Origin of the sequence: Heliomarina baculiformis (assembly GCF_019966545.1) — a bacterium.
GTDB lineage: Bacteria > Pseudomonadota > Alphaproteobacteria > Rhodobacterales > Rhodobacteraceae > Heliomarina > Heliomarina baculiformis.
In genome coordinates, this window is sequence record NZ_JAIMIC010000004.1 from 464,016 (window position 1) to 486,872 (window position 22,857).

The following is a 22,857-nucleotide window of genomic DNA, read 5'->3' on the forward strand; positions in this document are numbered from 1 at the left end:
CAGTTTGCACCGACCGGGTTGATTCAGGTCCAGGCGTCTGACCGAAACGTCCCGGTTGCTATTCCGGATCATGCCCGGCGCATCATGCGCGGCACGTCCAGCCCAATTCTTCAGGAACTTCCGATATGCTCAAGCTCGCCTGCGCCGCCGCCTTTGTCATGGCCTGCAGCGCCGCCCATGCCGATCCGCTTCCCTCGTGGAATGACACCGAGACCAAGAGCGCGATCATCGAATTCGTCGACAACGTCACCACTCCGGGGCTCGACACTTACGTCATCCCCGAGGACCGGATCGCCGTGTTCGACAATGACGGGACCCTCTGGGCCGAACAGCCCGCCTATTTTCAGCTTTTCTATGCAATCGACATCCTTCGCGAAAAGGCGCAGGCCGATCCCGGCATCCTCAGCTCCGATGTGCTCAAGGCCGCCAATGACGGAGACATGGAAGGTATGATGGCGGGAGGTGTCGAGGGTCTGATCGAGATCCTCAATGTCTCGCACGCGGCGATCACCCCGGCGGATTTCGAAACCTCCGCCTCCGAATGGCTCGCCACCGCCAAGCATCCAACGACGGGCATGGCCTATGCCGGGATGACCTATCAGCCGATGGTCGAACTCCTGCGCTACCTGCGTGACGAAGGCTTTGCCACCTATATCGTCTCGGGCGGCGGCATCGATTTCATCCGCTCCTTCGCGGATGAGGCCTATGGCATCCCGCCGTGGCAGGTGGTCGGGACCGAGGGCAACACCTCATACTCCGCCGACAGCGGTACACCGACTATCACGAAGGACGGCGGCGTCACCTTCATCGACGACAAAGAGGGCAAACCCGTCGGCATCATGCGGCATATCGGCAAGCGCCCGATCCTTGCCGCCGGTAATTCGGACGGTGATTTCGCCATGCTCGAATGGACCACTGCCGGGGAAGGTCCGCGTTTCGGGATGCTGCTGCACCACACCGACGGCGACCGCGAATTCGCCTATGACCGCGACGGCCATACCGGCGTTCTGAATCGCGGTCTGGACGAAGCCGCCGAGCGCGGCTGGACGGTGATCGACATGGCAGAGGACTGGTCAAGGATATGGACCGGCTCCAGATGACGGCACGCGATCAAATCGAAGACCTGCGCAGCCGCATGGGCCAGTCGATCATCGGACAGCGCGACGTGATCGAACGGCTGCTGATCGGGCTTCTCGCCAATGGCAACCTGCTGGTCGAGGGGCTCCCGGGCCTCGCCAAGACCCGCGCGATCAAGGCGCTGGCCAGAAACCTCGAGGCCGATTTCAGCCGCATCCAGTTCACGCCCGACCTGCTTCCCTCGGACGTGACCGGGACCGAGGTTTATTACCAGTCCGGTGACAAGTCCGAATTCCGGTTCGAGCCGGGGCCGATCTTTGCCAATATCGTGCTGGCCGATGAAATCAACCGCGCCCCGGCCAAGGTGCAGGCGGCCCTGCTCGAAGCGATGGAGGAAAGGCAGGTGACGGTCGCGGGCACCACCCACCCGATGGAGCCGCTCTTTATGGTGATGGCCACCCAGAACCCGGTCGAGCAAGAGGGCACCTATCCGCTCCCCGAGGCCCAGATGGACCGTTTCCTTATGCATGTGCTCATCACCTATCCCCCGGTCGAGGACGAGGTCGAGGTGATCCGCCTTGTCCGGGGCGAGGAAATTGCCGCGATGGCAGGGCAGGGCGCGGGTAAGGCGCCCGCCGAAAAACCCGCCGCGATCCCACAGCAGGCCGTCTTCGATGCACGGGCTGAAATCGGCGCGATCCATGTCTCGGATGCCATCGAACGCTACATGGCCGATTTGGTGAACGCGACGCGTATCCCGTCCGAGTTCGGCGATGATCTGCCGCGCTGGATCGAGATCGGCGCCTCGCCCCGCGCCTCGCTCGCGCTCGACAAATGCGGGCGCACCCATGCATGGCTCGCGGGCCGTGACTATGTCGACCCCGAGGATATCCGCGCCATCGCGCCGGACGTGCTGCGTCACCGTCTTGGGCTGACCTTCGAGGCGCAGGGCGAGGGCGTCACCCCCGACCGGGTGGTGTCCGAGATTCTCAAACAGGTCGCGTTGACCTGACGCCATGCAGGATCGCGCCGCCCGCATAAGAACCGGACTCACTCCGCCCGCGCCACCTTCCGGGACGGATACGCGCATTTCGGTCGATCTCGCGCATCTGCGCCGTCTCGAGGCGCAGGCAAGGCGGATCAGCTTCCTGCCGCGCCAGCCCGCGCGCAGCGTGCTGAACGGCCGCCATGCCTCGCGCCTGCGCGGACGCGGGCTGAACTTCGAAGAACTGCGCGACTACCTGCCGTCGGATGACGTGCGCACCATCGACTGGAAAGTGACCGCCCGTACCGGCAAGCCCCATGTGCGCGTCTATACCGAGGAACGGGACCGCCCGGCGCTCATCGTCGTCGACCAGCGCATGTCGATGTTCTTCGGCTCGGTGCTCAACATGAAATCCGTGACGGCAGCGGAATGTGCGGCGCTGGCCGCCTTTCGCATCGCCGACCAGGGCGACCGTGTCGGTGGCATCGTCTTCGGCGATGCCGATATCGCCGAAATCCGACCCGCGCGCTCGCGGTCGTCGCTCATGGCCTTCCTGTCTTCGCTCGCCGCGGCCAACGGGCTCTTGCACGCGGAAACCCCTCCAGTGTCCCCGATGCCGATGAACCGAATGCTGCAATCGGTCGCCCGCATCGCCCCGCGCCACCACCTCATCCTCGTCTTCAGCGATTTCGACGAGGTCGACGCCACCACCGAGAAACTTGTCGCCGGGCTGGCGCGAAAGAACGATCTGGTGCTGGGGCTGGTCTCGGACCCTTTCTCCGATGACATGCCGTCGGGACTGAAAATCGTGGTCTCCGATGGCGAGCTGCAGGCGGAAATCGACACCGCCGACCGCGCCGCGCACCGGCGTCTCGATGAAATGGCCAAGGGGCGGCTCGCGCAGGTGCTCGACTGGCAAAGACGTTTCGGCATCCCCGTCCTGCCGGTCAGCTCGGCCGAGGACAGCCTGCGCCAGATGCGCCGCCTCATGGGGCTGGCGGGGCAGGCGCGCTGATGGAACCTGAAACCACCCCCGCGAACCTCATCGACCTTCTCGATCGGCTGATCCGTCCCGAAGAACCGGTGCCCGTCTCCATGCGCCCTGAAACTTGGGGCTGGGCCGGGCTGGCCGTTCTGCTCATCCTGCTGCTCGCATGGGGCGTCCGGGTCTGGCTGCGCCGCCATCGCGCCAATGCCTATCGCCGCGAAGCAGAACAGGCCATCGAACGCGCCGGGGGCGACCCGGCAGAAATCGCGCTGATCCTGCGGCAGACCGCGCTGGCCGCCTATCCCCGGACCGAGGTCGCGGCCCTCTCGGGTGAGGACTGGCTGGCGTTTCTCGACGCGACCTCCGACTCCACCCTGTTTTCCAAGGGCGTCGGGCGCTGCGTGGCCGGTGCCCCCTATCGCCCCTCCGAACCTGCGCCCGATCTGGCCCCCATCGCTATCCGTTGGGTCCGCACCCATCAACCGCACCGCGGCACGCGCAGGCGCCGCCACATGGCATGGCCCGGAGAGGTCTCGTGATCTCCCTCGGCTTTCCCTGGGCGCTTTTACTTCTGCCGCTGCCACTGCTGGTCCATTACCTCGTCCCCGACCATCGCGAACGGGTGCCCGCCCTGCGCATCCCGTTCTTTCGCCGTGTCGTCGAAACGGCCGGCAGCGAACCGGGACCGGGATCGGTGGTGCTGGGCCGAAGCCTTTTGCAAACCGCCACCGGCATCCTGATCTGGTGCCTGCTGATCCTCGCGCTGGCCCGGCCCGAGAAAGTCGGCCAGCCCATCGAGCTCAGCAAATCCGCTCGCGACGTGGTGCTGGCCATCGACATCTCCGGTTCGATGGATGCGCGCGATTTCCAGACACCGGCGGGCGAAACCCTGCAACGGCTGCAAGGGGTCAAGAACGTGGTCAGCAGCTTTATCGAAGGGCGCGAAGGCGACCGCATAGCGCTGATCGTCTTTGGCTCAAGGGCTTATGTGCAATCGCCGCTCACGCAGGATCTGCAAACCATCGGCGACCTGCTCGACCAGACCACCGTCGGCATGGCCGGTCCGCATACCGCGTTGGGTGACTCCATCGGGCTGGCGATCCGCACCTTTGAAGCCAGCGAAATCGACCAGCGCCTGCTCATCCTGCTCTCGGACGGCACCGATACGGTCAGCCGGATGAGCCCGGTGAACGCTGCCGAAATCGCCCGCAACAAGGGGATCGAAATCTTTACCATCGGCGTCGGCAACCCACAGGCCTCGGGCGAGGACAAGGTCGATCTCGAGACCCTGAAACAGATCGCCGCGCGCACCCGGGGACAGTATTTCTTTGCGCAGGATCAGGACGGGCTGCAACAGGTCTATGACCGGATCGACGCGCTGGCCCCGCGCGAAACCGAAACGCTTTCCTACCGGCCACGACGGTCGCTGGCCTGGATACCGCTTGCGCTGATCGCGGCGCTTGGACTTGGGGTGACTGCTTATCTCGTCCTGACCACACGGCAGAGGGCGCATCCATGAACTTCTCCCTCGCCATCGAAGTGTTTCATTTCCTGCGCCCGCTCTGGCTTTTGCTTCTGCCGTTGATCGTGATCGCCTGGTGGATGGCGCGGCGTCAGAACCGCAAGCCCGCCCAGCTTCTCGACCGGATCGCGCCGCATCTGCGCAAGGCGCTCACGGTGGGGGACCGTGGCCATCGCCGGATCGAACCCATCGACGGAGTCGCGCTCCTGCTGGCACTGGCCTGCCTTGGCGCTGCCGGTCCGACGTGGTCGCGCGTACCGGACCCTTTCGTCGCCCAGACCGCCCCTGTCGTCATCGCGCTCAAGGTCACCCCCTCGATGGAGTCCGACGATCTCGCGCCCTCCCGCCTCGAACGCGCCAAGCAAAAGATCCGCGACCTGCTCGATCTGCGCGCCGGGGCCCGCACCGCCCTTGTCGCCTACGCCGGGTCAGCTCATGCGGTCGTGCCGATGACCGAAGACGCGAATGTCCTCTATCCTTATCTCGACGGGCTGTCCCCGGACGTGATGCCGGCCGAAGGGGCCGATGCGCTCGCCGCCATTGCGCTTGCCGAAACGATCCTCGCAAAAGAACCGACGCCCGGCGGCATTCTCCTTGTTGCCGATGCGCTGGACAGCGCACAGGCGCGCCGTATGGCAGGGACCGAGGGAACGAGCCTCGCAGTGCTCTCCATGCTGCCCTCCGGCACCAACGATCCGGGGCTCGACGCGGTCGATATCCCGGTGATCGAGGCCAGCGTGGATGACAGCGACATCCGGCAACTCGACAGGCAGCTCAACGCCGCCTACCAGCGCGCCCTCACCGAAAGCGGCAACCAGCCATGGGACGACAGGGGCTGGATGCTGGCATGGCCCGCGATGTTGCTGGCACTGCTCTGGTTCCGGCGCGGCTGGACCATGCGCTGGGCGCATCTCTGGCTCGCCGCTTTCCTTCTGGTCCCGGTCCCGCAGGCGCGCGCCGACAGTATCACCGACTGGTTCTTTACCCCCGACCAGCAGGGCCGTCTTGCCTATGACCGCAAGGATTACGAACGCGCCGCTGAACTGTTTCAGGACCCAATGTGGCGCGGCTGGGCGCTCATGCGCGACGGCCAGTATGATGAGGCCGCCAAGGTCTTTCACCGCATCGAAACGCCCGAGGCTTCCTTTGCCGAAGGTCTTTCCCATATCCGCAATCGCGCCTATCGCGATGGCATCGACGCCTATGAAACCACGCTGGAACGCGATCCGAATTATCCCGGTGCCGCCGAAAATCTCGCCCTCGCACGCGAAATTCTCGACTATGTTGAAACCGCCCGCGAACAGTCGGATACCGGCGAAGACGAAGGCATCGGCGCGGATGAGGTGGTCTTTGACAACGAAGACGAACGCGGCGCGGATACCGAGATGGAGGCTGGTGAGGAGTCGGGCGATGCACTTCTCACCACGGATCAGTGGATGAACACGGTCGATACCAACACCGGCGATTTCCTGCGCCAGCGTTTCGCCATCGAGGCGGCGCAGCAGACTGGCGAGGCCTCGCGATGAGACGCCTTGCTGCCATCGTCGTGATGCTTTTCTTGTTCGCTGTGCCGCTCTCGGCGCAGGACGCGCAGCCCACCGCCAGTGCCGAACTCGAAGTGAACGAGGTGATCCCCGGCCAGTACACGACCCTGCGCATCGCGGTGCTCGTGCCGACATGGATGGCAGGCCCGGTCGACTTTCCCTCCTTCGAGATGCCCAACCTCCGGGTACGCCTGCCACCGGAATCCACTGGCCCGATCAGCCGCCGCGTAAACGGCGAAACATGGTCCGGCGTGGCGCGGCGCTATCTCTTGTCGCCAATGGTGCCGGGGCAATTCGCAATTCCCGCCCAGACCCTGCTGGTCCGCTACGCGCAGCCGGGCCAGACCGACCCGCTCGAGGCTACGCTGTCCACGCCCGCCCTCCTGCTCACCGGCATCCTGCCAAATGGGGCCGAGGATCTCGACCCGTTCATCGCCGCCTCTGGCCTGACACTGTCTCAGGAGATGCCCGGCAAGACCACCGATCTGCAACCGGGCGAAGCGGTTAAACGCGTGGTCACGGCCAGCATCGAAGGCGCATCGCCCATCGTCCTGCCACCGATGTTGTCCCCGGTCGACATTCCCGGCATCCGCACCTACCCGGATGCGCCGCAGGTCAGCGAGGTTGCCGACGGGGGCGACCTGTCCGGTACGCGCATCGAAAGCGTGACCTACATGGCGCAATCCGGCGGCAGCGGTGCGCTGCCCGAGGTCACGCTGCGCTGGTACAACCTCTCGACGGGCGCGGTCGAAACAGCCAGCCTTCCCGGCGCGGACATCTCCGTCGATGCGCCGGTGGCCGAGCCTTTGCGCGATACCGGCCCGATCTGGCGCATGGCCGCGTTGGGTCTCGCGGTGGTCCTTGTCTGCGCCCTCATCCTGCGCTGGGCATGGCCGCGCGCCTCGGCCCGCGCCGCCAGCCACCGCGCCGCGCGTCTTGCCAGCAAGGCCCACGCTGAAAAGCTGATGATCCAAGCCATCGACCGGCAGGATTATCCCGCCACACGCCGCGCCCTCGACGAATGGCAAAACCGTTCGCCGCGCACAACCGCGACCGATATGCGCCCCATCCGCGCGGCACTCACTACCATCGCTGGCAAGCTCTACGGCACCGATCCGCAACCTGTGCCCGACAGCGACTGGTCCACCCTCAAAAAGGCCGTGACGCAAGCCGGGAAGGGCAGGGACCAGCAAAAACCAACCGCCCTGCCGCCGCTCAACCCGTCAACCGTTTGAGACAGCCGCAGGACCCTCGACCGTCTCCAGCAGGCGCGTAAGCTCCTCCCGCCAGCCAGATTTAACCCGCTCGGCAAGCCGCGAGAGCGGCCGGTGCACCGGCGTGTAAAGCGTATAGGCATAGGGCACCGTCTCGGCCATCGGCCGAAAGGTGACCCCGTCTCCCGCGATGCCCACAAGTTGCTCGGTCACCGCAGACAGCGGATCGACAATCGCACAGCAACGCCCCGCCGCGATGAAATGCATCAGCGGCAGAAAGAACTGGCACTGCACCTCCAGCCGGAACCGCGCGCCCACCTGACCGAAAGCGGCCTGCACGCTATGGTTATGGGGATGATCGCGGGTCAGCCCGCCCATCGGCTCCGAATCCAGATCGGCAATCGAAACGACCGACCGTTCTGCCAGCCGGTGCCGCGTCGGAATCGCGCAAAGACAGCGGGTCTCGATGACCTCTTCGCGCACAATTTGAGCATTCGCATCGCCGGGCAGATGATCGCCAAACCCGAAATCGATCGACTGGCTCCCGGCCAACTGGCGAATCTGCGGCGTGGTCCGGGTGAGCAGCGACAGCGTGATATCGTGATCCGGCGCGATCACCCGGCTCAGGAAATTCGGCATCAGATAGGTCGCCGGCCCCGGCATGGTCGCCAGCGTCAACTGTCCCACCTCGGCCTTGGAAAGCCGCTTCATCGTGCCGTTCAGCCGGTTCAACCGGCTGATGATTTCTTCTGACTCATCAAATAGATAATGTGCCTCTGGTACCGGCACCATCTGCCGCCCCTCGCGCCGGAAGAGTTCAATCCCAAGGCTCTCTTCCAGCGCCTTGATCGCCAGCGAAACCGCTGGCTGGGTCCGGTTCAGATTGCGCGCCGCCTGGCTGAGCGAGGCCGATTTCATCACCTCGCGAAAGGCGATCAACTGGGAAATATTCATGGCTTCACATTTGCTGAACTTATCGAACTAAAACAATTTCAAATTTGTTTTTATATCTCGAGATTTGCAAGCTTCCCGTCATCGTAAACAACAAGAACCAATTCAGGGAGCTTTCGATGACGATTCTCAGAACCCTTGCAGGGGCCGCGACCCTTGCCGTCCTGGGCGGCGCACTCGCCGCGCAGACGCCCACCTTTTTCCGTATCGGCACCGGCGGGGCAGGGGGCACCTATTTTCCGATCGGCGGCACCATCGCCAATGCCATCTCGGCCCCTCCCGGCTCGCGCCCCTGCGACGAAGGCGGCCAGTGCGGCGTGCCCAACCTGATCGCCATCGCGCAATCGACCACCGCCTCGGTCTTCAACGTGGCCGCCGTCCAGAACGGCGAGCTTGAAGCCGGTCTTGCCGCCGCCGACATCGTGCATGACAGCTATCACGGCACCGGCAAATTCGAAGGCAAGGCGCATGAGAAACTGCGCGTCGTCGCCAACCTCTACCCCGAGGACCTGCATCTGGTCATGCCCGCAGGCACGACCATCGAGTCCTTTGCCGATCTCGAAGGCAAACGCGTCGGCATCGCGCAGGCCGGTTCGGGCACGCAGGTCGCCGTGCTGACGATGATGGAAGGCTGGGGCATCACCCGCGACAACATCGAAGAGGCCGAGCTGAACAATTCGCAATCCGCTGAACGTCTCGCCGACGGTCAGCTTGACGCCTATTTCTACGCCGCGGGCTGGCCGGTTGCCGCGATGGTCCAGCTTGCCTCGACCAAGGGCATGGCGCTGCATTCCTTTACCGATGAGGATCTGAAAAAGATCAACGATCTGGTGCCGGCCTATATTCCCTCGACCATCCCCGCCGGCGTCTATGAAGGCATCGACACCGAAATCAAGACACCTGCCGTGTCCGCGCTGCTGGTGATGTCCGCCGATCTGGACGAAGAACTCGTCTATGGGATCACCAAGGCGATGTGGAACGAAAACAGCCGCAAGCTGCTCGACAACGGCCATGCCAAGGGCAAGCAGGTGACACTCGAAACCGCGCTGGACGGGATCGACTCGCTGGATGTGCCGCTGCACCCCGGTGCCGAGAAGTTCTACCGCGAAATCGGTATGCTCGACTAAGCACCCCTCAAACAGGTATCGGGCGGCCCCGCGCCGCCTGATACATTTCTACCCGGGTGATCGCAGGTCCTGCGGCCCGGCGCGCAGCAAAGGCATCCCATGACCCAGACCTCTCATGACAGCACCGACAATGACGTCCTGAGCGCCGAAGAACTGGCCGAAATCGAACGCAAATACGACGAAGGCGCCGCGACCCGCGCCGTTGGCGGAGCCATGGCCCTATTTCTGCGGGCCGTCGCCCTTGCCTTTGCGGTCTATCACTTCATTACCGCAGGTTTCGGCTTGCCCGCCGATCACTGGCACATGGGCTGGCACCTCGCCGGGCTGTTCATCCTGATCTACGCCTTCTACCCCCTGCGCGGCAGCAAGGGCGCCTATGAGATGCAGGTCTCGCGCTGGCGCATCGGCAACGTGCCGATCTTCGATCTGGTGTTGATGGTACTCGGGGTCGCCAGCGCCCTCTACCTCGGCTTTGCATGGCGCGGCGTGCCCGCGCTCGGGATCGAGGAACAGATGTTCCGCATGGGCAATCCCAACACCTATGACATGGTCTTTGGCTGCATCCTGATCCTGCTGGTGCTCGACATCGCGCGGCGCACGCTGGGCTGGATCCTGCCTCTCATCATCTGCGTCTTCATGAGCTACGCACTCTTTGGCCCCTATTTCCCGGGTATCCTGCAACATCCCGGCGTGAAATTCCGCACTTTCGTTTCGTCTATGTACTTCCCGCAAGAGGGCATCTTTGGCGTCACCCTCTGGGTCACCTCCACCATCGTTTTCCACTTTGTCCTCTTTGGCGTCGTCGCACAACGCACCGGCCTTGGCGCGCTGTTCATCGACAATGCCACCATCCTCGCCGGGCGTTATCGTGGCGGACCGGCCAAGGTCTCGGTCGTCTCCTCGGCGTTTTTCGGCACGATTTCCGGGTCCTCCGTGGCCAACACGGTCTCCACCGGCTCGCTCACCATTCCCAACATGAAACGTCTGGGCTATCCGGGCCATTTCGCGGGCGGGGTCGAGGCCGCTGCCAGCGCCGGGGGGCAGATCACCCCGCCGATCATGGGTGCCGCCGCCTTTATCATGGCCGAGTTTCTCGAGCTTCCCTATACCACCATAGTCATCGCTGCGATCTTCCCCGCGCTGCTGCATTACGTGGGTGTCTTTACCGTCGTTCACCTGATGGCCCGCAAGCTGGGTCTCGAAGGCATGGCCAAGGACGCTCTGCCCCGCTTCGTCGAGGTCTGGAAGGACGGCTGGGCCAATATCCTGCCGCTGATCGGCATGCTCTACGTGCTCTTCTCCGGCTATACGCCTTACATGGCAGCCTTCTGCGGCATATCCCTCGCGCTGATCGCTGGCATGGCACGTATCCACGCGCCCCATACGCTGATCTACCCGATCGCCTTCGCGGCCTTTACCATCTGGAAATATATCGGCGACGGGTTCGGCACGGATGTGACCGCGATCCTGCTGGTCTCGACGGCGCTCTCTGTTCTGAACCCGCAGGAACGCATTCGCCTGCCCGAGATGTCGCGCACGCTGGAAACCGGCGTGAAATACGCGCTCGCCGTGGGCGCGGCCTCGGCGGCGGTTGGCATAGTGGTCGGGGTCATCAACACCACCGGCATCGGCTTCCGGCTCGGGTTCATGGTCACCTCGGGCGCGGCGACGATGGCGCAGGGGCTGCATGACCTCCTGAGCTTCGGCACGCTCGAACTGCTTTCCACCGCCGATCTCACGCTGTTCCTCTCGCTCGTGCTGATCGCGCTCGCCTGCATCCTGATGGGGGCGGGCATCCCGACCACGGCGCTTTACATCATGCTGGTCTCGGTCGCCCAGCCTGCGCTGGCCCAGCTTGGCATCCCGCCCATCGCAAGCCACATGTTCGTGCTGTATTACGGAGTCGTGGCCGAGATCACACCTCCGGTCTGTACCTCGGCCTATGCGGCCTCGGCGATTGCCAATTCCAATCCGTTCCGCACCGGCGTCTCGGCCTTCACGCTCGGCCTCGGCAAGGTCGTCGCGCCGATGGCTTTCGTCTACGCGCCTGTCCTCCTCTTTGTCTCCGAGGGCGGCTTCAACTTCGGCGAATTCCTCTACACCGCCAGTTCGGCCATCGCCGGGGTCGTCGCGCTGTCCACCGCCGTTGTCGGCACCTTTATCGTGCGCGTGCCGGCATGGGGCCGGTGGCTGCTGGCCCTCGCGGGGATCGTGTTCATCGCGCCATCCCCGATGGCCGATCTGGTGGCGCTGGCGATCTGTGCCCCGGTCCTGCTCTTGCAGATTACCGGGGCGCGACAGGAAAAACTGGCCGGAGCCTGATATATGACAGACGACGTGATCATCGTGGGCGCGGGCCTTGTCGGCATCTGCTGTGCCGTGTCGTTGGCCCGGCGCGGCAAAACCGTGCGGCTCATCGACCGCGACGCACCGGGGCAGGCGACCTCATATGGAAATGCCGGGGTGATCTCGCCCTGGTCCATCGCGCCACAGGCCTCGCCTGGGTTGTGGAAGTCCATCCCTGGGTTGCTGACCTCGCGCGAACGCCCGCTTCGCGTGCGCCCCGAGACATGGCCGCAGATGATCCGCTGGGGGAGGCGGCTCTTGTCCTACAGCGGAGAGGCCAAGTTCCGCGCAGGCTCGCGCGCGATGATCCCACTTTGCGGCCCGTCGATCACCCTCTACCGGCGCCATTTGCAAGCGGCCGGCATCAATGAGGCGCTGGTTGAGGACAGCTGCTATATCCACGCCTACCGCCGCGATGACGGCGCTGATCTGAACGGTCTCGAATACCGCGTCCGGGCCGAAGCGGGCGCGCGCCTCGAACGGCTGAACGCGGATGAGCTGCACGAGATCGAACCCGATCTTGGCCCGGCCTTCCGCTCGGCGGTGATGATCCATGATCAGGCCCGCGCCCTGTCGCCCGGACGGCTCGGCGCGGCGCTGGCCGAAAACCTGCGCCAGCGTGGCGTTGCCATCGAAACCGCCGCCGTCACGGCGCTGGCCCCCGGCGATAACGGCTGGACCGTCCAGACGAAGGGGCAGAGTTTTTCTGCGGCAAAAGTCATCCTCTCGGCAGGCGCTTGGTCGGCGGTGCTCTTGCGTCCGCTGGGCATCGACATTCCCCTTATGGCCGAGCGCGGCTATCACATGCAGTTCCGCGACCCCGGCATACGGCTCAACAATTCCATCATGGATGTCGACGCCAAGATCGTCGCCAGCTCCATGACCGACGGGATGCGGGTCGCGGGCGGGGCCGAATTCGGCAGCCTCGATGCGCCCCCCGATCCCAAGCGCGAGGCCCTGCTGCGCGGACAGGCCCGTCGCATCTGCCCCTCGCTCGATGACAGCAAGGGCGAGCTCTGGATGGGCCGCCGCCCCTCGCTGCCCGACAGCCTTCCGGCGCTGGGACCGCTGCAAGGCGTGCCGCCTGGACTGATCGCAGCCTTCGGCCATTCGCATTACGGGCTGATGATGGCCCCCGCGACCGGCGAAATCATCGCGGACATGGTGACAGACCAGCCCAGCGATCTGGATGTAAAACCTTACGATCCACATCGCTTTGCGTGAGAACGCGGGGCCGCGAGGACAGTTGCCCAAAGCATGGCTCCGTCCTGCGTGGACGTCCATTCCTGGGCGATGAACGAAACCCCTGCATGATCTGAAAAACCACCTTGCCCCCGCAGGCGACATCCATTAGCGATCGCGGCCTTCCAGAGGTGACGCCATGCAGACAAATACCCTTGCCATCGATTTCGGAACCTCGAATTCTGCGGCCGCCGTGGCCTATGAGGGCGGCATCTTTCGCATTCCGATCGAGCGGGGTGCCGAAACCCTGCCCACGGCTGTCTTTTTCCCGACCGACACGGGCCGGATGCGCATTGGCGCCTCGGCTGCGGATGCGCTGATCGCGGGCGAGGACGGGCGCTATATGCGGGCGCTGAAATCGGTGCTTGGCCTGCCGCTCTTGCACGAAAAGCGCCTGATCGGCGGCAAGCGGCGCACGCTGTCGGGCATCATCACCGAGTTCCTGACCGAGCTGCGCCAGCGCTCTGAGACCGCGACGGGGCTGACTTTTACCAAGGCGCTGTCGGGCCGACCGGTGCATTTCCACAGCAACGATCCCGCCAAGGACGCGCAGGCCGAGACCGATCTGCGCGCCTGCTACCTTGCCGCCGGGTTCAGCGAGGTCCGCTTTCTGGCCGAACCCGAGGCGGCGGCGATTGCCAGCCACGGGCTGGGTGAGGCAGAGCAGACCGGGCTGATCGTCGATATCGGCGGCGGTACCTCGGATTTCTCGGTGTTCCGCAGCGGAGAGGACGGCCCCGAGATCCTTGCCAACCACGGCATCCGGCTGGGCGGGACGGATTTCGACCACGCGGTTTCGCTTCTGCACGCGATGCCCGCACTGGGCCTGGGCGGCGAGCTGCGCCGCGAGATGGGGCAGGGGCTCTTGCCGGTGCCGCGCGCGCCCTATGTGGATCTTGCGACATGGGCCAAGATCCCCTTCCTCTACACGCCCGAGACCCGGCGCATGGTCGCCGACATGGTCCGGCTGGCTGTCGATCCCGAGCGCATGGGGCGGCTGCTGACGGTGTTGGAGGAAGAACTGGGTCACGAGCTGGCCTTTGCGGTCGAACGCGGCAAGATCGCCGCCAATGGCGGTACCGGCGCGGCGCAGATCGGCATGGGGTTCATCACGCCAAATCTGTCGCAGGAGATCACACCGCAAAGCCTCGATTCCGCGCTGAGTGACAACCGTGCGCTGCTGCGCGACGCCGCCGCCGAGACCCTGCGCATGGCCGGAGTCGGCCCGGATGAGATCGGCCGTATCGTGCTGGTCGGCGGCTCGAGCCTGATGCGCTTTGTCTCGGAAGAGGCGAGCGCGCTCTGTCCTAATGCGCAGGTCCTGCGGTCTGAGGCTTTCACCGCCGTGGTCGACGGTCTGGCCCTCGCCGCCCGCCTATGAGCCGGGAATAAGGGCCTGAACAGGGCAAAAGGCACCCTTCCGATGCACAGGGGGTGTACAGAGGGTGTACAGGTGGTGCCCGCCGTTTTGCGCCCTTGCGCCGCATCTTTAAGCAGGGATGCGAGGCGGCTGTCGGCCTCTCGCGATTGTGCCGTCACCCTGCCCCGAGGGGGCATTTGCGCGCTGGCGAATGTTCCGGTCCCATGCTAACCGCTGACCTCGAAATGATACGTGAATTCGCCGAATATTACCGCCCGTGGAAAGCGCTTTTCTGGCTCGATTTCGGCAGTGCCGTATTGTCGGGCCTGCTCGAACTTGGCTTTCCGCTAGCGATCAAGCTCTTCATCGACGTGCTGCTGCCGAAGGGCGATGTGCTGCTCACCATCCTTGCCGCTGTCGGTCTGACCGCGATCTACGCGATCAACTCCGGCCTGATGGCGATCGTGATCTACTGGGGGCACAAGCTTGGCATCAACATCGAAACCGAGATGCGCCGCAAGGCCTTTGACCAGCTGCAACGACTGTCATTTTCCTATTTCGACAAGGTGCGTACCGGCAAGCTTGTCTCGCGGGTGACGCGCGATCTGGAAGAGATCGGCGAGGTGGCGCATCACGGGCCCGAGGATCTTTTCGTGGCGGTGATGACCTTTGTCGGCGCCTTTGTGATGATGCTGGCCATCGATGTGAAACTGGCACTGATCACCGCGACGATCGTGCCCGCCTGCATGGTGATCGTCATGGTATTTGGCGGGCGCATGACCAAGACATGGCGCGAGATCTACGCCCGGGTGGCCGATTTCAACGTCCGTCTTGAAGAAAATGTGGGCGGTATCCGCGTGGTGCAGGCCTTTGCCAATGAAGACCATGAAAAACGCCTGTTTTCAAAGGACAACGCCCGGTATCGCGATACCAAGCTGTCGGCCTACAGGGTCATGGCGGCCTCTTCGACGCTGAACTACATGGGCATGCGCTTTGTGCAGGTGGTGGTCATGGTGGTCGGGGCGGTCTTTGTGCTGAACGGATCGCTCACCACAGGCGGATACGTGGCCTTCCTGCTGCTGATCGGCCTGTTTTTCCGACCGCTGGAAAAGATCGCGGCCGTCATCGAACTGTACCCCCGTGGCATCGCCGGTTTCCGCCGTTATCTCGAACTGCTCGAGATCGAACCTGACGTGATCGACAAGCCCGATGCACGCCCCGCGCCGGCGCTGCGCGGCGAGGTACGTTTCGAAGGCGTGACCTTTGGCTATGCCGAGAACCGCGCAATTCTGCGCGACATTTCCCTTGAGGTCGGGGCCGGGCAAACGGTGGCCTTCGTCGGACCGTCGGGAGCGGGCAAGACCTCGCTTTTGGCGTTGGTGCCGCGATTCTATGAGCCGGACGCGGGCCGGATCACCATCGACGGGATCGACGTGAAGGACCTGACCCTGCAGTCGTTGCGCCGCCAGATCGGTATCGTCAGCCAGGACGTGTTCCTGTTCGGCGGGACGCTGCGGGAAAACATCGCCTATGGGCGGCTGGACGCGAGCGAGGAAGAAATCCAGCAGGCGGCGGAGCAGGCGCGGCTGAGCGACATGATCGAAGCGCTGCCGCTCGGGCTGGATACCGTCGTCGGCGAACGCGGCGTGACGCTTTCCGGCGGGCAGAAGCAACGGGTGGCCATCGCCCGGATCTTCCTGCGCAACCCGCCGGTCCTGATCCTCGACGAGGCGACCTCGGCACTGGATACGGAGACCGAGCGGCAGGTACAGCGGGCGTTGCACGACCTTTCGCAAGGCCGCACGACCCTTGTCATTGCCCACCGGCTTGGCACCGTCCGCGATGCGGACCGGATTGTGGTGATGGACGCGGGGCGGATCGTCGAAGTGGGCGATCACGAGGAGCTGGTCCGCCTTGGCGGGCGCTACGCGCGGCTGAACGCGGCCTGAGTTCCGGGCGTGGCATGCCCGCCGTCCGGTCTTGTGGCAGGTGAATGGGCAGTGAGGCGCAGGGGACCTGCGCCGCCTCCGGCGGGGATACTTTATGACCCAAAGAAGCAGGGGGCGCTTTGGCACCGAGGATGTTCAGGCGGCAATTGGGCCTTGTTTGCCTAGAGGGCTGACTGGCATCAAAAAAGGGCGCGCTTGCGGGGCGCGCCTTTTGCTTTCGGGTTTGGTGATTTCCTAGAAGGACGTGCTCAGGTTGAAGGTGATCACCCGGCCTTCGCCCTGCCAGCAGTCGGAGGTGCCGAAAGAGGTCTGGCAGCTTGCCGTATAGGCTTCGTCCGTCAGGTTGGTGACGTTGAGGTTCGCCGTCCATTTTGGGGCGAAATCCCAGCTGGTGCCCGCATCCATCAGCCAGGCGCTTTGCGCCGGCAAGGTGTTGGCGTCGTCGGCCTAGCTGTCGCCTTGGTAGCTCGCGCCGAGGCGCAGCTCCAGCTCCGGCATGGCGATCGGTATATGGGTGGGTTCCAGCAAGGCGAAGCGTTCGACCACCGATTGCGGGGTCTTGCCGACAAAGCCGGGATCCGAGGCGAATTCGGTGATTTCCACATCGAGATCGGTGAAGGCGGCGCGCAGGGCGAGGCTGTCGGTCAGGCGCATGTCGGCTTCGAGTTCGAAGCCGCGCGAGCGGGCCTCGCCGAGGGTGCGGCTGTCGGAGGTGCGGCCGTTGACGAAGGACTGGGCCACGTCTTGACGGCGGATGTCGAAGGCCGAGATGGTGACCGGCGTTACGTCGTTTGGCTGCCACTACAAGTCCACCTCGATCTGCTGGCCGGTCTCCGGTTGCGAGGTGAGGGTCGAGGCATCGAGCGCCTGCGGGTAGGTCCCGGCGGTCACGTAGGGGGTGACATCGCTGATCTGACGCATCAGGGCGAGACGCCAGGAGAAGGCATCGTCTTCGCGGTCGAGATTGGCGTCGATACGGTTGTCGAAGGATGACGAGACCTTGTCGCAGCGTCCATTCAGGGTTGCGATCCAGCCATCGCCGAAACGGATCTGGTCCTGTGCGTAGATGCCGATCTGTTCCTGCACGCGGACACCGTCGATATAGGGCGCGCCGACAGCTGGCTGGGGAGTGCTGTATTCGAGGGGGCACCGGTTCGAGCGGGGTGCCGAGGGCAAAGGATTGCTTTTCATCGAGCCGGTATCGGCGGACGTGGAGGCCGCGCCGGTCGCGAAGCGTCGGCTAAAGCGCGGGTCGTTCTGGATGGTGGTCGCCTCGCTGTCATGGGCGAAGACAAAACGGTTGACCTCGGCGGTCGCGGTCGGGATCTGACCGGTCGTAAACCCGTTGTGGTAGACGTAGAGCTCTTTCAGGTTCGCCTTTCCGATGCGGAAAGTATCGGTCATCTCCCAAGCACCGATGTCGCGGCGGTAGATGCCGGTGACGATCAGCTGTTCGCGTTCGAAGTCATCCGCATCCGGTTTGCCGCCGTTATAGCAATCTTCGAAGAACCCGAACGGCGCCGCCTGTTCGGTGCCGAAATAGGGCAGGAACTGCCGACATGGTCTTCGTCCATATATGTGTAGGAGAGGTGCAGGATCAGCAGGCTGCCATCGGCAAAGGCCGTGGTTGCATCGCCATAGGCGATGCCTTCGAATCCGTCCTCGAGCATGCCATGCCCATCCTGCCGGGGCGCCTTCAGCCCGTAACGATAGGACAGGTCATTACCTATCACGCCGGACCGCTCTCCGCTAGCCGAGGTGCGGCCCTCGCTGCCGGCGCCCAAGCTGAGCCTTGTGCCAGTGGTGCCGTCTGGCATTTTCGAGACATAGTTGATGAAAAGAGCCGAACCCGTAAGAGAAGAGCGACAGCCCGTCCATAAAGGCGCCGCTGTCGAAAGCGTTGAAACCACGGATGTAGAACCAGTTGGTGTCGCTGTCATAGCTGTGGAGCTAGTTTTTGCACCCTCGCGATATTGCGAAGCGCCTCGTCGACCTTGCGGGGCGATTTCTTTTCACAAGTTTCGCGGGGGATGACGCTGACCGATTGGGGCACTTTGGTGATGGTGGTGGCGGTCTTCATGCCCGATAGGGTGTTCGGGATCAGCCGGCCATGAACCGGATCGGCGCCTTCGGGATCGAAGGTGATCGGATCGAGTTCGATAAATTCGTCCTGGGCGGCGGCTTGCAGGGCAAAGCCACCGGCAAGCAGGGTGGTGCCCGCCAGCAGCGCGGGCCGTGTCAGGCGTGTCTTTATGTAATCGGTCCCCTTGGCGGAAGTGTTATTGCGGCCGAAAGCATGGCTTGGGCCGGGATTTAGCGCTTCCTAGGGGACTCACCCGACGTTGTCTTGACTGAAACTGTCGGATATTGTGCGATCCTGTTCCGAGATCGATTTTCTGCGCCATTGTCCGGGCGTTTCGCCGGTGACAGTGCGGAAGGCGCGGGTCAGATGGGCCTGATCTGCAAAGCCGACCATCACGGCCACATCGGCGATGGAATAGCGGTTTTCTTCCAAGAGCCGCTGCGCGGTGTCGACACGGATCGCCTGAAGGGCGCGGTGCGGGGTTTCTCCGCGCGTCTTCCGATAGGCATGGGCGAACCAGCTTTCCGACAGCCCCGCGCGTTCCGCCATCTCGGAAACCGGCAGGCGGCGGTGCATCTCGGTGCGCATCAACCGGTCGACCTGAGTCAGCTGATCCTGTGTCAGCCCGCCGCGCAGCGGTTCATCGCTCTGGACGCTGCTCCGGGAGGCGAGCATCTTGGCAACGATGCCTAGCGCGAGGCAATCCAGCAGGACGGCTCCGGCGGTGCCCCGGCGGATATCTTCGGCAAGTGTTTCGGCGATGGCGAGAACGCCGCTGTCCTCGGTGAGATAGACTGGCTGATCCAGCAGATGCGACGGCTCGCCCATCTCTGTCAGGCACGAGGCGAGATAACGCGCATTGAAATGCAGATCGAGGTGTTCGAACTTGGTTGGCCCCGCGATCTGCGACGTTATCGGGACCGAGCCGGGAATATAGACGGCGCGCACCGTCTGCGCCTCTTCGCCCGTCCTGTCGTGAAGCGACAGGGGCGAGGGCTCACTGCCCAGCACGATCACGAAACGCGGGTCCCGGGCGATATGCTGACCGCGCGCGCCCGCGTGAGCTTCTACCGTCCAGAGATCGGCCACCAGTCCTTGCGTCGCTGCGTAGATCAGCGGCGCGATCGGGCGAATATTGGACAGCACGGACTTTATGCTGGGCCGGAATGACATTCGAAAACTCGCATACCTGAATATTTCTGTCAGTTAATTTTGCAACACTCGCCGAAGATCGCAAGCCCAAAGCGTACAAACTGTTTAGAAATCTTGGTTTCTGATGGGGGCCTGCGAATTAAACGGGGCGACGGGTGTTTTTGATGCAATTGGCGTTCGGGTGGTTCTGGTCTAAAAGGGGAGAAAACGGATACGGCAGGCTTCGTTGCAGGAAACCGCTCTATACGCGCCGATCAAGCGCCACCTTGAGGCTCAGGGCTATTCGGTCAAATCCGAGGTGGCCGGTGCCGATGTGGTGGCCTTGCGCGGTGACGATCCCGATCCGGTTATTGTCGAGATGAAGACGGCTTTTTCCCTGTCGCTAGTGCAGCAGGGGATCGTGCGGCAGTCGATTAGCGACTGGGTCTACCTCGCTGTTCCGACCATCAAGGGGCGCAAGACGCTCGGCCGACATCTGGGCCTTTGTCGTCGGCTAGGGCTTGGCCTTATCACGGTCCGGGCCAAGGATGGGCATGTCGAGGTTCATTGTGATCCCGCACCTTTTGCGCCGCGAAAGATAAAGGTCCGGCGCGACAGGCTGCTGCGTGAGTTCTCGCGTCGCGTCGGTGACCCCAATATCGGTGGCTCGAACCGGGTGACGCTTATCACCGCCTATCGCTTGGATGCGATGCGCTGCGCCAAGCATCTGGCCGATGCCGGGCCTAGCAAGGGCGCGGTCGTGGCAAGTGCCACCGGTGTTGCGCGGGCGACAACGATCATGCGCGATGACCATTACGGCTGGTTTGAAAGGGTCGCTAAGGGGATTTACCAGCTGACGCCAAAGGGGCAGGCGGCGCTGCCGGACTAACTGAGGGGCGGCGGAGTGTTAACCAATAAGTTGACGGTGTTTCGCCAATGGCACCCGCAAGCTGCAAAGTGTGGGTGGCTGACAAGTGTTTGTTGACTTGTGAAGAATTTCGATGGCTGATCGCTTCATTCCCCGGCCTTTTCCAAGCCGGTATTTCAACGATCCCGAATTTCGAAAGAGTAGCATATGTTCGATACGATCAAGACAGCCGTATTTTCTCTCGACACTCCCACTTCCAGTTTTGCCGAATACAAACTGACGCCGCTCTCCAACGGCACTATTCTTCAGACCTACATAATGTCAGCGTTTGGCTATGATCAGGCGGACTTTCCGGCAAGCGATGGGTACAATCACCTCGCGGGCCAGATCCTTGATGCGAATGGCAAGCCCATGGGCGACGCTTTCTCGATCCAGAAGACCGCCGGTTTCACCCCGGCCGATCATCAGGTCGCCGTGCTGAAGGATGGCGGCTTTGCGGTCACATGGGATTTCCTGGGCGATGAGAACGCACGGGTTCGGATTTTCGAGGAAAACGGTAAGGCCCGGACCAAGGAAATTATCCTTGGTGAGGAAGAGACGGATTTCGACGATGAAACCCATATCATTGCCGAGGACCACGGCGGTTTCACGATCTTCATGGAGAACGACACCAGCATTCTATACGGACGCTGGGAGCAGCAAACGTTCGATGCCAACGGAGACGCACTGAACGAACCTGCGACGCTGGATGCGGTGACGGCGTACCGCGACGACGCGAACGTGCTGATGCGGCTGACTGACGGGCAGATCCGTTTTGTGGGCACTGACCCGCATGCTTATAACGTGGATGGCTACACCTATACGGATGGTTCTCAGCGCGCCACGCAGTATCCTGGCCTGTCTGGACGCGATCCGCGCGAGGTCATTCCGCTGGCCGACAACTATTATGCTATGGCCGGTATTCAGGAAGAAGGCTCAGCCGAGCCTATCGTTCTGCATGTTTTGCAGCCGAACCCAGAATTTCCCAATCGCGATGTCAAGATCACCGGCGAGATCACCGTGTCCGAGGCGACCTACTTCTATTATGGCGCCCAGCCTTCGATGGTTGCTTTGCCCGAAGGCGGGGTGGTCGTGTTCTGGACCGATGCCACGGGCAATATCTATGACACCGAAGATGAACGGTATGGCACCGGTAACAACGTCATGGCGCAGGTCTATGATTCCGATTTCGATCCCGTGGGCGGGAATGTGGTCGTTCACCAATCGCTGGATGGATCGCAAACGCTGAGCGATGCAACGCTGACGGAGAACGGCCAGATTCTTCTTGCCTATTCGGATGCCACTGAAAACGGCAGCTCGCTGGTCGGTGCGCTCTTCAATGTCACCAAGAACGGGCTCGAGGCCGCAAGCGGCGGCGGGTCGACTGGCGGGTCCAAGACCATCACCGGCACCGGCAAGGCCGATAAGCTGGTAGGCACCGGCAAGGATGACGTGATTGTCGGCAAGGGCGGGTCCGACGTAATCAAGGGCCGGGGCGGCGATGACGAGATCAGCGGCGGTGGGGGCAAGGACAAGATCCTCGCAGGTGGTGGCCATGATGATATCCGCGGCGACAAGGGCGCGGATACGCTCAAGGGCGGCGGCGGGCGCGATACGCTGAACGGCGGCGGCGGCAATGACAAGCTGGACGGGGGCAAGGGCGATGACGTTCTGACCGGCGGCAAGGGGGGCGACGTCTTTATCTTTGGCAAGGGATTTGGCTCGGACCGCATCACCGACTTTTCCGGCGGCGGCAAGAATGGCGACAGCATCCTGTTCAAGGCTGGGGGCGGCGAGGCCAGTTCCTTCAAAGCGTTCAGCAACCACAGCACCGACACCGCCGATGGCGTTCTCTATGACATGGGCGATGACGGACAGAACGCGCTGCTTATCGAAGGGCTGACCCTGTCCGACCTGCGCGGCGGCTGGTTCGACTTCGCCTGATAGGTATGACGGATGTCCGACAGGGGGTGTACGGTTTGTGTACCGTCTGTGCCGGGCGAAATCCTCTGAACATCTGAGCCGGGGCGCCGATTCATATCGCGCCCCGGTTCTGATTCCGCAGGGCAGGGGAGGGCGAGTCGCGGATTCGAGGTGAATCGGCGCCGATTCACCCGGGTGACTCGACCTGATTTGCCGGACTCTTGGGGATAAGCCTGTGGGTAACCCAATATGTGGTGGTTTCGAGTCGCTTGGCGTCTGGGATTCCATTTGGTCAAAGAACCAAAAAGCATTTCACGCCAAAAAATGTGACGAATTAACTGGCTGTTTTTAAATGGGAAAACAGATTTTTTGAGAAAAAGTATGAAAACCTGAAAAAACCGCTTGCGGGTTCTGCGTAGTAACACTAGAACCCCCTTCACCGGCGGCGCTGAGGCGCTGACGGGGCGCCAGACGGGCGGTACGGACGGAGACGGACGGGATCGCAACG

The 22,857-nt window shown here is 63.1% G+C and carries 19 protein-coding genes and 1 pseudogene; 15 read left to right on the plus strand and 5 right to left on the minus strand.

Annotation, left to right across the window (positions count from 1 at the left end; all coding sequences use genetic code 11):
* Nucleotides 1-125: 125 nt before the first annotated feature.
* Genes MF268_RS12065 through MF268_RS12095 form a run of 7 tightly spaced genes read left to right on the plus strand, consistent with a single transcriptional unit; the run spans nt 126 to nt 7,351 of the window.
* On the plus strand, nt 126-1,100 hold the full coding sequence (locus MF268_RS12065; protein ID WP_238371108.1) for an HAD family hydrolase: 975 nt from the start codon (nt 126-128) through the stop codon (nt 1,098-1,100).
* On the plus strand, nt 1,097-2,089 hold the full coding sequence (locus MF268_RS12070) for an AAA family ATPase (protein WP_238371109.1): 993 nt from the start codon (nt 1,097-1,099) through the stop codon (nt 2,087-2,089). The genes MF268_RS12065 and MF268_RS12070 overlap by 4 nt, the downstream gene beginning before the upstream one ends.
* A gap of 4 nt (nt 2,090-2,093) precedes the next feature.
* Complete coding sequence (locus MF268_RS12075; RefSeq protein ID WP_238371110.1) at nt 2,094-3,077, plus strand: DUF58 domain-containing protein; 984 nt, start codon at nt 2,094-2,096, stop codon at nt 3,075-3,077.
* A complete protein-coding gene (locus MF268_RS12080) occupies nt 3,077-3,589 on the plus strand; it encodes a DUF4381 domain-containing protein (RefSeq protein WP_238371111.1) in 513 nt (170 codons plus the stop codon). The genes MF268_RS12075 and MF268_RS12080 overlap by 1 nt, the downstream gene beginning before the upstream one ends.
* On the plus strand, nt 3,568-4,569 hold the full coding sequence (locus MF268_RS12085; RefSeq protein ID WP_238371112.1) for a VWA domain-containing protein: 1,002 nt from the start codon (nt 3,568-3,570) through the stop codon (nt 4,567-4,569). The genes MF268_RS12080 and MF268_RS12085 overlap by 22 nt, the downstream gene beginning before the upstream one ends.
* The gene (locus MF268_RS12090) at nt 4,566-6,098 is read left to right on the plus strand and encodes a VWA domain-containing protein (protein WP_238371113.1); all 1,533 of its coding nucleotides are present in this window, start codon (nt 4,566-4,568) and stop codon (nt 6,096-6,098) included. The genes MF268_RS12085 and MF268_RS12090 overlap by 4 nt, the downstream gene beginning before the upstream one ends.
* The gene (locus tag MF268_RS12095) at nt 6,095-7,351 is read left to right on the plus strand and encodes a hypothetical protein (RefSeq protein WP_238371114.1); all 1,257 of its coding nucleotides are present in this window, start codon (nt 6,095-6,097) and stop codon (nt 7,349-7,351) included. The genes MF268_RS12090 and MF268_RS12095 overlap by 4 nt, the downstream gene beginning before the upstream one ends.
* Here MF268_RS12095 and MF268_RS12100 read toward each other — a convergent pair.
* On the minus strand, nt 7,340-8,284 hold the full coding sequence (locus tag MF268_RS12100) for a LysR family transcriptional regulator (RefSeq protein ID WP_238371115.1): 945 nt from the start codon (nt 8,282-8,284) through the stop codon (nt 7,340-7,342). The genes MF268_RS12095 and MF268_RS12100 overlap by 12 nt on opposite strands.
* Nucleotides 8,285-8,400: 116 nt before the next feature.
* Between MF268_RS12100 and MF268_RS12105 the strand changes: the two genes are divergently transcribed.
* From MF268_RS12105 to MF268_RS12125, 5 genes are all read left to right on the plus strand, one after another.
* Complete coding sequence (locus tag MF268_RS12105; protein ID WP_238371116.1) at nt 8,401-9,408, plus strand: TAXI family TRAP transporter solute-binding subunit; 1,008 nt, start codon at nt 8,401-8,403, stop codon at nt 9,406-9,408.
* Between the two features lie 99 nt (nt 9,409-9,507).
* Nucleotides 9,508-11,730 carry a TRAP transporter permease gene (locus MF268_RS12110; RefSeq protein ID WP_238371117.1) on the plus strand — a complete coding sequence of 741 codons (2,223 nt, stop codon included), beginning with the start codon at nt 9,508-9,510 and terminating at the stop codon, nt 11,728-11,730.
* Between the two features lie 3 nt (nt 11,731-11,733).
* A complete protein-coding gene (locus tag MF268_RS12115) occupies nt 11,734-12,978 on the plus strand; it encodes an NAD(P)/FAD-dependent oxidoreductase (protein WP_238371118.1) in 1,245 nt (414 codons plus the stop codon).
* Between the two features lie 157 nt (nt 12,979-13,135).
* A complete protein-coding gene (locus MF268_RS12120) occupies nt 13,136-14,377 on the plus strand; it encodes an Hsp70 family protein (RefSeq protein ID WP_238371119.1) in 1,242 nt (413 codons plus the stop codon).
* 224 nt (nt 14,378-14,601) lie between these two features.
* Complete coding sequence (locus tag MF268_RS12125; RefSeq protein ID WP_238371143.1) at nt 14,602-16,305, plus strand: ABC transporter ATP-binding protein; 1,704 nt, start codon at nt 14,602-14,604, stop codon at nt 16,303-16,305.
* A gap of 234 nt (nt 16,306-16,539) precedes the next feature.
* Here MF268_RS12125 and MF268_RS25385 read toward each other — a convergent pair whose 3' ends face one another.
* The 3 genes and pseudogenes from MF268_RS25385 to MF268_RS12135 form a co-directional block, all read right to left on the minus strand.
* Nucleotides 16,540-16,710, minus strand: a complete 171-nt coding sequence (locus tag MF268_RS25385) for a hypothetical protein (protein ID WP_337926800.1) — start codon at nt 16,708-16,710, stop codon at nt 16,540-16,542.
* Between the two features lie 42 nt (nt 16,711-16,752).
* Nucleotides 16,753-17,853: pseudogene (locus tag MF268_RS12130) on the minus strand (TonB-dependent receptor domain-containing protein).
* Nucleotides 17,751-18,122, minus strand: a complete 372-nt coding sequence (locus MF268_RS12135; RefSeq protein ID WP_238371120.1) for a hypothetical protein — start codon at nt 18,120-18,122, stop codon at nt 17,751-17,753. Before MF268_RS12135 ends, MF268_RS12130 begins: the two are co-directional and overlap by 103 nt.
* A 293-nt stretch (nt 18,123-18,415) precedes the next feature.
* Between MF268_RS12135 and MF268_RS12140 the strand changes: the two genes are divergently transcribed.
* A complete protein-coding gene (locus MF268_RS12140) occupies nt 18,416-18,622 on the plus strand; it encodes a hypothetical protein (RefSeq protein WP_238371121.1) in 207 nt (68 codons plus the stop codon).
* A gap of 15 nt (nt 18,623-18,637) precedes the next feature.
* On the opposite strand, the gene MF268_RS12145 is transcribed toward MF268_RS12140, so the two are convergent.
* Nucleotides 18,638-19,534: a helix-turn-helix domain-containing protein gene (locus MF268_RS12145; protein WP_238371122.1), complete on the minus strand. Its 897-nt coding sequence runs from the start codon at nt 19,532-19,534 to the stop codon at nt 18,638-18,640.
* A 232-nt stretch (nt 19,535-19,766) separates the two neighbouring features.
* On the opposite strand from MF268_RS12145, the gene MF268_RS12150 reads away from it, so the two are divergent.
* Together MF268_RS12150 and MF268_RS12155 are read left to right on the plus strand one after the other, a co-directional pair.
* Nucleotides 19,767-20,408: a DUF2161 domain-containing phosphodiesterase gene (locus tag MF268_RS12150; protein ID WP_238371123.1), complete on the plus strand. Its 642-nt coding sequence runs from the start codon at nt 19,767-19,769 to the stop codon at nt 20,406-20,408.
* 186 nt (nt 20,409-20,594) lie between these two features.
* Nucleotides 20,595-22,370: a calcium-binding protein gene (locus MF268_RS12155; protein WP_238371124.1), complete on the plus strand. Its 1,776-nt coding sequence runs from the start codon at nt 20,595-20,597 to the stop codon at nt 22,368-22,370.
* The last annotated feature ends 487 nt before the right edge of the window (nt 22,371-22,857 follow it).